Source organism: Burkholderia sp. Bp9015, from assembly GCF_003853505.1.
Taxonomy (GTDB): Bacteria; Pseudomonadota; Gammaproteobacteria; order Burkholderiales; family Burkholderiaceae; genus Burkholderia.
In genome coordinates this window covers 1-10,287 of the sequence record NZ_QTPZ01000071.1, presented here as the reverse complement: position 1 = coordinate 10,287, position 10,287 = coordinate 1, and the positions used below count along the sequence as shown (strand labels likewise).

Here is a 10,287-nt window from a genome sequence, read left to right as displayed (position 1 = left end):
TCGATCTCGTGCTCGCGAATCAGCGGCTCTCAGAGGTCAAGTTCTGATCGTCAAGACGGCCTCGAATTGACGCTTACAGCAAACTGCTCGTCCTGGCGGGGAAACTGGAGGCGTTGGGGGTTAGCGACGCTGCCACCGAGCTCGGCGAGCGCTATCTGCGCGATCCCAAAACCGGCGATACCGTTGTCGCCTCGCGCGATGTGATCGTCAAGCGCACGCGCGCAACGCTCGGTGTGCTGGTCGCGTTGCCGGGCGCATCGAAAGATGACGTGCTTGCCGACCTCACTGCATTCACGCAGGAAATGCAAGGCACCGTGGTCGGCCGCTGCCAGTCGTGGGTGTCACAGCGTGGAAAAGACTGACAGTCGTACGGTCTGTAACTGAAATGAGGTGGGCGGAGCATCTAACGGCTCCGCCCGTACGACGCTTTTAGTTTCCGGGCCACGCGACGCTTACCTATGCAGCGTGCCGATCAGCGCCCCGAGGCGGAGTAGTTCGTCATCGACCGTGCGACGGGCAAGCGGCAGGTACTGCCACCGTGGGAAGCGATAGTTCGGTTCGAGGCACCATTGGAGGTCGCCACTTTCACGGAAGTTCGCGTTCAACCACCATGGGTACCGCAGCGCGCCGGCACCATCGCCTGCGCCGAGAAGGCGATGCACATCAAGCGCAACTGACTCGGGTGCCATGAACACGACGTATGGACGTGACAGACGGAACGGGTGCCCCTGACACGACCATAGCGTTGTGACGCCAGGGATCCTATTTAGCGAATCACAAACAGGACGAATTGCAGCCTCGATGACAGTGTTCATCGGACTATTCCAATTTAGCAGCGCCGTTCTTACACCAGGCACACCATTGCCCATTCGACGCGCTCGCCCACGCGGGTCGACAGCAATATCCACAGCGAATCGCAACGGCACCAAGGTAGATAAGCCTCTTCAATCGTAACCTCCCTCAATGATCCACCCCAAAAGCGGGGCTTGAACTTTCAGCGGACGCGCGCCGACGCCCGCCGATAGCATCAGAAGCCAAGCAAGTTCCCTGGATCCTGCACCTTCTCCAATGCCTTTTGCTTCTCTCGCGCCTGGTCGTGTGCGATTTTGGTCTCGTGTGCGGCTTCGCGTTGACCAGCCTGCGCGCGCGGTCCGGCGCCGGCAGGAGCATCGGGCCGCCGGAACTCGACAGCGGTTGTCTTCTCTACCGCTCGCCCGGCATTTTCCAATAGCTTCTCCAGATGCGAGGTCACGACCTCCGTGTTGTCTTTCGCACGCGAGGCGGCAACATAAGCTGCTTCCCTGTTGAACACGTAAGCACCGATCTCGCTGACGGCAATAATTTCCCGGTGATTCGTTGCCCCTTGTTCCTTGTACGAGGTGTGGGCATACGCATGGTCGATGAACCGCATATCCGCGTCCATCAATGCCGACTCCTGTCCGCCACGGTTCCATCGCACCCGCGCGCCGTGATGATCGATTGCAACGATGACGCCCTGCGATCCGTTGTCTATTCGGTTCAGTTCCTGGCCAGGCAATCGTATGATCGCTCGGGTTTCGACGCGGTCTCCGACTGCGAAAACACGCGATTCCCGGATGGCCGGCGAGAAAAAGTCCTGTCGCTGCGGATTGATCTCGATCCGCTTTCCAGTCGTATTGGTCGCATAAATGCGATTTTTCTGGACGTCGTACCCGGTCACCTTGAGGACATCGCCTTTCTCGACGCCGATTTCGCGATACGTCTTTCGGAAAATCAGTGCATCGACGCCGTTCCGCTGAAGCATAGACGCGTAGCGCTGTTCCGCTTGCGTCATCTTCGGATCATCTAGGTGCGGCTTCGCGAAGTCTGGCCCACTGATCAATCCTTTATCCAATAGCAGCGCGTGAATCGCACTGTTGATGGCTTTGCGATCGTCGTTCGTCACAGCCACGACCCCGACCTTTGGCCCGTCGATACCCTTCCCCTTCAGCTCTTCCAGGTTTGTCAGGTATCGCTCTGCAACGGTGCTCGCGAGGTCTTTCTCCTCAACCTCCAGAGTGTCCAGACGCCCTATCGCCCTGGCGTAGTTCCCCGCCTTCATATCAATAAGGGCTTGCCGTGTTTGCGCGGTCGCGTCCCGGAACCGCCGCGTTTCCTCAAGCACGGAAATGTGCATGCCGGCCGCCTGTGCCTGCTCAAATGCCCGGCCCGCGGCGACACTCCCATGCTGCTTCACGTCACCCTGTAGTACGGTCCGTGCGCCAATTTCTCGCGCTAAACGCACGATCTTCTCCGTATCGAATGCGCCAGTGAGTGACGACTCGTCCATCACCAGCAACGTCTTCTTTCCTTCTGCGTTGCCATACCGTCGAAGGTTGTCGAGCTTGGCCTGGGTTTGAGCGTACTCGGCGTGAAGTTCGCTTGCCGGACCGCGCCGTTCGAGAAAGAGGGTGTTTCGCGCCGCGACTGCTTCTGCCGTCCCTACCTGCTCGAAGCTCGTCAGCCGGCGGCCGAGCGACCCGGAAACGTTCACTGCCGCGGCCCGGACGCCTGCACGAGCGCGCTCGCCGAGCGTTACCGCCGCCTCCTGAGCCTGAATGGCGGCGTCGCGATGGCGGCCGGCGAGCTCAGAGAGCGTCGCCCCGATCGCATTTCGCAGATTGTCCGGCGATCGAAATACCTCGCCACGCTGATGGTCGAACGTGTAACGGTGCTTACCGAAATTCATGCCCTCGCTCTTTACAGCCATCCTGCGGGTCTCGATGCGCGCATCGTCGATACCGCGAATAGTTGCGCGACCCTCAATGGAGGACCGGAGCTCGGCGAGCCGCAACTCAACCGCACGAATCGCGCTGTCGCGCTTTGCAAAGTAGCCTGCGACGGTGTCGCTCTGAATCCCGCTCGACGCCTCGAGCTCCGTTGCCGCCGCCGCAGAAGTTGCTACGCCGAACACCTCCCACCCCGCAGCCTCGGCGACGTCCTTCACCATCGCGAGAGCTGCCGTTTTGCCGGTACCCGCTTCGCCTTGGATGCCTTGAATCGAGTCCGGGTGCATCAGCACGTTCCTGGCCGCCCTCACCTGCTCACCAGAAAGCTTGAACGGCTCCCCGAGCTCTTGGGACTTCTTTGCCTCGAACGTCGCGATTGCCGCTTGGAACACCTCTTCGCTCGCAAGCACGACATTGCCCGCGTCGCGCCCGGCGAGAATGTGTTCCACGAGCTTCAATTCGCTGTCGATCGCCTTGTGTGTCGTGTATAGAATCTGCCCACCGTCTGACAGTCCACGATCGACCAACATGTGATTCCTGACGTGCTGGTCAATAGCCCACTCGATCTCATCGATACCGCCCCGGCTGAATTTCACGGCAGCTATCTCGAGATCGACCAGCGTGAAAGCCTGCTCACGTTCGGTCAGGTGTTCGACCGCCCACGAAACGGCGCGCAATGCCCGTTCGCGCGAATCGTACGCGGACGGATTGTCGCGATCGCGCTTCGCTGGCTCCTCTCGGCCTTGCGCCGTCACCATTGCCTGATCACGTCCCTCGTTACGTTCCACGGTACCGTCATGGCGAGCCTGCCGATCGGCGACTCTTCCCTGAGCGCGTTGTACGATCGGCCCCACATCCAAATCGGCACCTTTGGCAGTTTCCTCCCAGACCGACTGCAGAACGTCGCGCGGATGTTCCTGCTTCGCCGCACGGCTATCGAGCTTCGCCACTCTGCGAGCATCAAAGCTTGCCTCGCCCGGATCAATACCTCGCTTCAGCAGCGCCTCGCGGACCTGTACAGCACGTGTGCTGAACGTTTCCACGTGCTCGCGAGTAAATCCTTTGATCTCGAAGTCAACACCGTTCGCCCCATACTCCAGCTCATAGCCAAGATGCCGCAGGCCCGCCGCAAGCTCGGCTTTGTAAATGACGTCACCTCGAGCTCGCAGGGTGAGGAGGAGGTCGTTGGTGAGGCTCCGCCATGAATGCCGAGACCCGTCGTAGACGGCCGAGACGATCACATTGTGGTTGTGAAGCTGTGGCTCGTTCTCGCGGTTCGTCTCATGCAACACGGTTGCATAGAGAAGGTTTCCCGCCAACTCCGGACGATTACGGCCGTCCTTGTCCTTCACGCGAATCAGCGAGGCGTGCTTCTCGAACCACTCCATCGTCCGTGCATTGGCTGCCAAGTGCACCGCGATCACGCGATCGTCCTTACCAACGAGGGCGGCAATCGAAACGCTCTTTGGCGGAGCGATCGTGAAATCAATACCCGCTCGCCGGTTCCCGCCCTTGCTGTTGTTCGCCAGATTCTGGATCTTCCCGGTGTCCGGGTGAGGCATACGCCCGCTGAGAAACTGGACGAATTCCTCCTTCGTGACCGCCTTCCCTCTCAGTCCAAGAAGATCGGCACCTCGGCCTTGCCAAAGGGCGGTGGCCTTCTCGTTCACATAGTAGTTGTCCGCCTTCTTCCCGGCGTCCTGGTTGAACGACTTGTCGTGATATCGCGCTGCGTCCGCAACGCTCCGAATCGGCTCCTTCGAGATCACCGTTACACCCCACTGAAGTCGAAGTATGCCGTTGCCGTGAACCCGGTTTCCCCGGCCTGCAGCGGGATGGTCAGCCGAACCGCTTCAGTTTCGAGCCGATCACGATGGGGGTACTCAGTCGGGCGATATAGCACGGTCCGAACTGTGCGACTTCCCGCCTGTAAATACACCCGTATTGCCGGGTACAGCGAGGTCGGCTGGCTGCTCGTCAGCTGCAGCTCTACCGTGGCTGCCTGGCCGGAATGCCCGAGCACACGGAGATCCGACACAGTCAGCGTGGTCACCTGGCGGTCGATCGGCAGGTAACGAATTGCCCGAATCCCAGCCAGTTCCTGCGCGGACAGCGCGTGCACTCCTCCATCGCGCGAGCCCATCCAATCCGATGCGATTGACCAGAGTTGGGCGAAGAAGAACCAAATCAGCACAGCAACGCAGGCGACACCCATGAACAGCCATTTCTTAAGAAGTGACGTCATCAGAACAACCCCTCATACTCCGTTTGCGACGCATCTCGGTCGCTCGACGGACCGTTTTCTTGCCCGGCATCCGGCGTGGCCACAAGCACTTCCCCAGTGTCCAGATCGGTCACGATCCATTTTCCAGGCGGCTTGGCTGGCGTCCCCCCGGCTTCAACCGAAGCAGCAGCTGCTGCTGCCGCCGCCTCCGCCCTCAACGCCTCCGCCTCGACCCGCACACTCTCGATCGCGTCCTGCCCGTCCGCGGCAACAATCTTGAAGCGCGGATCGCGCGGCGGGTCGCCTAGCCTCTCCCGGAAGCGGTTGACCCGCGGCCATGGCCGGTACCATTTTGGCAACCAGTGCTGATAATTCACGAGTGCCGGCGAATATCCTCCGGCCACCTGAACGTATGCCGTGCAGTTTTCGAGCAACCCGATCTTTGACGGCATGACCACCCACTTTTCGCGCTCGTCCTGGCTCAACTGACCGCCGTCGCGCCAATCTGTAACAGCAATGGCCTGCCCGGTCCTAACCACGGCGGTTTCGCTTTTCCCGAGCCTACGGGCCATGCGCTCCTGCATGTTGGGCTCATTCAATCGAAGGGTGACCGTGGTGTTGAAGCAATTCATCAGCGTTTCGGCACGGTCGGCGCCCATCGATGTATTGAACTGCTTATCCGCCTGAATACCTGCTGCGACACAAACCCCATACTTCCGCAATGTTGCCTGTCGCTCGTCGAGTTTGATGTCACCAAGGACGTGTGCTTCGTCGAGAAAAAACCAATATCGGTCTTCGTGGCAAACCTCGCGACGGGACGCAATAGTCTGAAAGGCGATAGATATCAGCAAACGGTAAAGCGGGAGAAACATCGCATACGTGTCCTCCGTCCCCAGCAGGAACAACCGTGCGTCGTCGTCCTTCTCATAGAACTGACGCATCGTCCATGTGCCGTCCTGAACGGCTGAAATGCCATTCAGGTAGATCGCAATCGAGCTGATGACGCCCTGTCGTTGCCCCTTCGAATCACCACCGACTGCCGAGCTGGCTATCGACTTCTCAATGAGTAATGCGAGCTCGTCCTCCGGCATCGAGAGAATTGCCTCTGAAATGAGCCTGGTGTGGACTGCACCGCGTTGTCTCAACCGCAAAACCATTACCGAGAACAGGGTCCGCGCGGCGTCTTCGAAGAAGGCGCTCGCACCATGGACCACACCCCCCTTCGGCGGCAGGAATGCATGCGCAAGGCTGTCCGCATCGTAAGTGTTCTCAAGCTCCCTGAAGATCGACCATGGGACCGAGCCAAGCATCGCGGGGTTGAAGAACAAGTCCTTACCAGGACGAAAGTAGGCGCGGAAGTACTCTCCTGAGTGGTCGTAGATCACGCTCTTCCGCCCCCGCGCGAACGCCTGAAGCATGAGATCGTGGATGCCCAACGATTTACCGGTGCCTTGAGCGCCAACAAACATGACGCCCTGCATCGGCGCCTTGATCGGCAATGCGACGTCAAGGACCGTGTAGGGGCCCGGTTCCTTCCGGCGGACTGCTTTCGACAGCTCGCTCGGTTCCACGATCTCCTTCGCGCCGTCGACGTGCTTGTTCTCACGAGCGCGTCGGCCCAACCTCGATAGCGATCGCCACACGGCATAATAGCCAGCCAATCCGAGCCCGACGCTTATCCACGAGACATACCGAAATGCGGTGACTGGTCGAGCGAGGTCCGGAACGACCGATCGGAACTGCGGTGGTGTCAACCATTGGGCCAACTCGCCGTCCGATTTGACGACCGTCAGGATCTTCACCTCCCCCGCACTATCGCGAATTCGCCATCGCCGAGGACTCGCTTGATCGACTACGTGCGACAGGATATTGGCTTTGACGAGGTCGACATCGTGCGCCGTAAGCGTCCTCATCCACCAAACGCTGGGCAGGAGCATCGCAGGAACGGCGCCGACACAAAATGCCATTGAGGCAGCGTGGACCGTCAGCTTGACGCGAGTCATAAAGAGCGCGCGCCCCGCTCCGGCATCAGAGATTACCTTTTCCGTCACGATACTTCCCCAATGTTCTGGACGCCTGCATCATCGACGCGAGCGAGCTGCATACCCAAGATCTCCTGCGGAAGGAGCGCGTCAAGCGCATCTGATCTTGCGCCAAAGTTGTCGCGCCACCCAAGATCCGGCATTCGCAAGAAATCCGCTGCTCGAACCGTCCCGTCTATCCCGATGAAAACCATGTCGATCGCGACGACCGCGGGGTCACCCTCAAGGCGGTACTCGAACTGGAATGCGAACTCCCGTTGCCCTGAACTTGCGAATGTCAAACACGTGACGCCATATCGCCCCGGCCGAAGCTGCGTCCGCTCGTTGACGGAAGCGAATTCAATCGGAAGTAGCATCGGGCGCCCCTAACTTGAAAGCGCCTTCGTCGAACGCGCGACTGATCCGCTGCCCCTCCCTCACCGATGCTGAGATGTGACCTTTGACTTGATCCCGCATCTGGGCTGGGAGAGCGGTCGCCATACCCGGGGGAAAGGCCGCGGCAGCGACCGCGCCGGCGGACAAAGCCGCAGTCTTAACCAGCAGATCTTGCAGACCAGCGACTTGACTGCGAAGCAAGTCCAGTTGGTCGAGTAGCGCCTCATGGCGCCTATCGTATTGAGCGATCGCCTCGCGATGGAGCTGCTTGGCGTACGCGTTCGGATGCAATTTTCGCTTCTTAGCCTCTTCCTCGAGGACCTCGTATTCCTTCCATTCGACGCGGAAGTGAACAGATTTAAGGGTCACGTTTTGGTCTCTCCGCAAAATCCGTGTTTTGATATCGCGCGGTGCATTCTGCACCACTTACTAACCCAATGATTCTGTTCTGAATTCTAGACGTAAATTTACATCAGTGGAAGATGTGATTATAATTATGGCGCGCAAAAAAGCGCGATGAATCATCAAGTTGCGATGGTTTTGACGTCTGCACGGTACGTGCGTCATGTCTGTCCGTCCGTCCTTTCGAGAGGGGCGGTTTTGACTTTTCCACGGCCGGACGGATGGCTGGAAGAGGCATGCACCGGAAAAACCGGACGATGGTGGGAATTGCCGTCGAAGCGTGAGGAAGCGATGATTCTCGGGCGCACGCTACCGCCATCGTCCGGTCCAACATCACTAATCGAGGAGTCCAATGAACCAGCAAGTAGCAGCAAACAAGAAGCCGCGTGGCCGACGACCGGCAGCGTCGATCGATGAGAGAATCGCCGAAGCCGAGAGGCAACTGGCGAGTCTGAAAGAACTGAAGAAGGTTGAAGAAAAGCAAAGCCTTGATAGGAACCGCAAGGCGATTCTCGATCTGTTCAAAAGTGAAGGCGTCGACTCGATATCGGTTGAACTGTGGAAGGGGGCTATGCCGAAGCTTAAGGCGCTTCTCGGAGTCACGGGCGTAGCTCCTGAATCCGGGCGTGGTGTCGGGAGCGAAGCAAAGGCCGCAGAACGGCCGGCGTAGCGTTTTCCACAAATCCACGGCAGCTTACGGGCGGCCGCGATTCCTTTGGATCGCAAGAGCCGGCCGCCGCGCGAGATGTCCATAACGCGGTTTGTTGTGGACATCTCGTTAAGCGCGGGCTGCGGTGGAGCTTGTCGGGAAACGCGCGGTGCTGGGTCGTGAGCGCATGGGCCGCGACCGGCGGCTGGACGCGATGGCGGTGCGAAGCTCCCGCGGGAGTGGCCAGCCGCCGTCGAATTTCATTGGCCAGTGAGTGAAGGCGGCAACGCCGCCGAAACTCACTCGAGTATGGGCCAATCCCGGTCGGGAACGACCGGGATCTGGACAGCGACCTGCGCTCGAAAGGTCGCCGAGCTCTTTGGCAAGCGCTACGGGAAATGGCGCGAGGGCCGGACGTTCGCCGGCAGGCCCCTGCCGGCGCCGCGAGCATCAGCATTGCGCAGCAATGCGACGCGGAGCGCATACTCCAGCGGGAGATCCAACGAGTGGCGCGTCAGCGCCAGGAGATGGATCGGACGATCAAATTTGGAGCGAGCTCTTTGCTCCAAATCTGGATAGCGACGTTGGCGCACGCCGAGCGATTCGGCGTGCGCCAATCGAGAAAGGGGCCGGTAGGTCCCGCTTTCCGTACGTTTTCGCAGGCGAAAATCCCCGCCGTCAACCGCCGCTCCAGACGCACCCGATTGCAGCGCGACAGCGGCTTTAGGTCTCGCCTTTGGAACGCCGCGCGGCAGAATCCGGGCCTAGTACGGGATGTACTCGCTCTCTACGATTCTCGCAAATCGCCGGCAGGTCTCCGCGCTGTCCGGAATCATCCGATGTGCCCGGTAGTGCTGTCCGATCCACTCGCCGATTGCGAAGTCAATCTCAAAGAAGTTGTCCCGCCAGCCAGCCATCGCCGGACAGACCGGCATCAATTCGACCGACTTGGTGGCTATCTCGGCAATGAAGCCAAGGAGCACCTCGTGGTCCGTCTGATCCGGCTGGATCGTGCACACAGAGGCCACCCCGAGCGCGATTCGAGCGGCGCTCATTGCCCTTGCGGTACAGTTTGCTTGATCATCCATCGAGATAAGCTCCGTGGTAGCTCTTACGCCGTTAGCGTGAAGCACGCAAAAATTCAACCGTCTCAGCCGGGACTGCGCCGAGTACTTTTCCGGCCAGCTCCCTCATGATGTTCCGGGGCTCCGAGTCACTAGCGCCAAAGTCGCGCTCGATCGTCAATGCAACGGCCTGCCACTCCCGCACCGCTAGATTCTCAACTTCGAATGCGCTCAGATTCTCCGGGCCGGTCATCGCCTTCCACGCTTTCGCGAGGGCGTTAGATGCCGCGACGCTCAGCCTGTTCGCAACCAGATCAACACCGGGTTGATTGCAGAAGAGTGCCCATTCGGCAGCCGACATCGAAACTGAGAACGTTGCATCAAAGGCCACTTTCATATTTGGTTCCTCGCTTGTCGAACGTGTTAGAGGGGCATCGGCGACCACGCGCCGGGGGCATGGCGATACAGCGTGACGCGCTTGCGCTCGCCCGCCACCGTCGTCTCCACCCGCACGGCCCGGATGTCATCTTCCTCGCGGCGCCACCGATGCAGAACGCGGATTTCTGCGTTCAGGTCACAGCCCAGAAAGAAAGCGGCGATGCGGCGAAGAAGATTCGATTTCATGATGGCTCCATGCGGTTTGAGGTGTTCAAGCTGACCGGGACCCAAGATTCTGAGTCCCGGCGTAGGGGTTGTTTTCGCCTGATCGGCTGCTGCTGCTGTGCTGCCGCCAGTCCCCTGAGTTCGTCGTCCCGGCGACATAAGGAGACCGCCGCCGCGGACG

10 protein-coding genes are annotated in these 10,287 nt (G+C 59.8%); 2 read left to right on the top strand and 8 right to left on the bottom strand.

The genetic code is table 11. The annotated features are described in order from the left end of the window. Nucleotides 1–113 precede the first annotated feature (113 nt). Complete coding sequence (locus DIE12_RS37420; protein ID WP_124551601.1) at nucleotides 114–362, top strand: hypothetical protein; 249 nt, start codon at nucleotides 114–116, stop codon at nucleotides 360–362. A 665-nt stretch (nucleotides 363–1,027) separates the two neighbouring features. Here DIE12_RS37420 and mobF read toward each other — a convergent pair. Genes mobF through DIE12_RS37395 form a run of 5 tightly spaced genes read right to left on the bottom strand, consistent with a single transcriptional unit; the run spans nucleotide 1,028 to nucleotide 7,757 of the window. Continuing rightward, a complete protein-coding gene (mobF, locus tag DIE12_RS37415; RefSeq protein ID WP_124551600.1) occupies nucleotides 1,028–4,516 on the bottom strand; it encodes a MobF family relaxase in 3,489 nt (1,162 codons plus the stop codon). Nucleotides 4,517–4,518: 2 nt separating this feature from the next. After that, nucleotides 4,519–4,992, bottom strand: coding sequence for a hypothetical protein (locus DIE12_RS37410; protein WP_124551599.1), 474 nt, complete (start codon nucleotides 4,990–4,992; stop codon nucleotides 4,519–4,521). Further along, nucleotides 4,992–7,022, bottom strand: a complete 2,031-nt coding sequence (locus tag DIE12_RS37405; RefSeq protein ID WP_124551598.1) for a type IV secretion system DNA-binding domain-containing protein — start codon at nucleotides 7,020–7,022, stop codon at nucleotides 4,992–4,994. The genes DIE12_RS37410 and DIE12_RS37405 overlap by 1 nt, the downstream gene beginning before the upstream one ends. Next, entirely contained in the window at nucleotides 7,019–7,369 is a 351-nt protein-coding gene (locus DIE12_RS37400; protein WP_124551597.1) for a hypothetical protein, read from the bottom strand. Before DIE12_RS37400 ends, DIE12_RS37405 begins: the two co-directional genes overlap by 4 nt. Continuing rightward, on the bottom strand, nucleotides 7,353–7,757 hold the full coding sequence (locus DIE12_RS37395; protein ID WP_124551596.1) for a hypothetical protein: 405 nt from the start codon (nucleotides 7,755–7,757) through the stop codon (nucleotides 7,353–7,355). Before DIE12_RS37395 ends, DIE12_RS37400 begins: the two co-directional genes overlap by 17 nt. Before the next feature lie 385 nt (nucleotides 7,758–8,142). On the opposite strand from DIE12_RS37395, the gene DIE12_RS37390 reads away from it, so the two are divergent. Further along, the gene (locus DIE12_RS37390) at nucleotides 8,143–8,460 is read left to right on the top strand and encodes a hypothetical protein (RefSeq protein ID WP_124551595.1); all 318 of its coding nucleotides are present in this window, start codon (nucleotides 8,143–8,145) and stop codon (nucleotides 8,458–8,460) included. A gap of 743 nt (nucleotides 8,461–9,203) precedes the next feature. Here the strand turns inward: DIE12_RS37390 and DIE12_RS37385 are convergent. From DIE12_RS37385 to DIE12_RS37375, 3 genes are read right to left on the bottom strand one after another with little or no spacing between them, the layout of a single operon-like run. Next, nucleotides 9,204–9,527: a hypothetical protein gene (locus DIE12_RS37385; protein WP_124551594.1), complete on the bottom strand. Its 324-nt coding sequence runs from the start codon at nucleotides 9,525–9,527 to the stop codon at nucleotides 9,204–9,206. 31 nt (nucleotides 9,528–9,558) lie between these two features. Further along, nucleotides 9,559–9,900, bottom strand: a complete 342-nt coding sequence (locus tag DIE12_RS37380) for a hypothetical protein (RefSeq protein WP_124551593.1) — start codon at nucleotides 9,898–9,900, stop codon at nucleotides 9,559–9,561. 26 nt (nucleotides 9,901–9,926) lie between these two features. Beyond that, on the bottom strand, nucleotides 9,927–10,127 hold the full coding sequence (locus tag DIE12_RS37375) for a hypothetical protein (protein ID WP_049117251.1): 201 nt from the start codon (nucleotides 10,125–10,127) through the stop codon (nucleotides 9,927–9,929). Nucleotides 10,128–10,287 lie beyond the last annotated feature (160 nt).

What these genes read in the sequence shown, in the direction of transcription:
- DIE12_RS37410 (WP_124551599.1), bottom strand. Translation starts at nt 4,992, where the DNA reads ATGACGTCACTTCTTAAGAAATGGCTGTTCATGGGTGTCGCCTGCGTT.
- DIE12_RS37400 (WP_124551597.1), bottom strand. Translation starts at nt 7,369, where the DNA reads ATGCTACTTCCGATTGAATTCGCTTCCGTCAACGAGCGGACGCAGCTT.
- DIE12_RS37390 (WP_124551595.1), top strand. Translation starts at nt 8,143, where the DNA reads ATGAACCAGCAAGTAGCAGCAAACAAGAAGCCGCGTGGCCGACGACCG.
- DIE12_RS37385 (WP_124551594.1), bottom strand. Translation starts at nt 9,527, where the DNA reads ATGGATGATCAAGCAAACTGTACCGCAAGGGCAATGAGCGCCGCTCGA.
- DIE12_RS37380 (WP_124551593.1), bottom strand. Translation starts at nt 9,900, where the DNA reads ATGAAAGTGGCCTTTGATGCAACGTTCTCAGTTTCGATGTCGGCTGCC.
- DIE12_RS37375 (WP_049117251.1), bottom strand. Translation starts at nt 10,127, where the DNA reads ATGAAATCGAATCTTCTTCGCCGCATCGCCGCTTTCTTTCTGGGCTGT.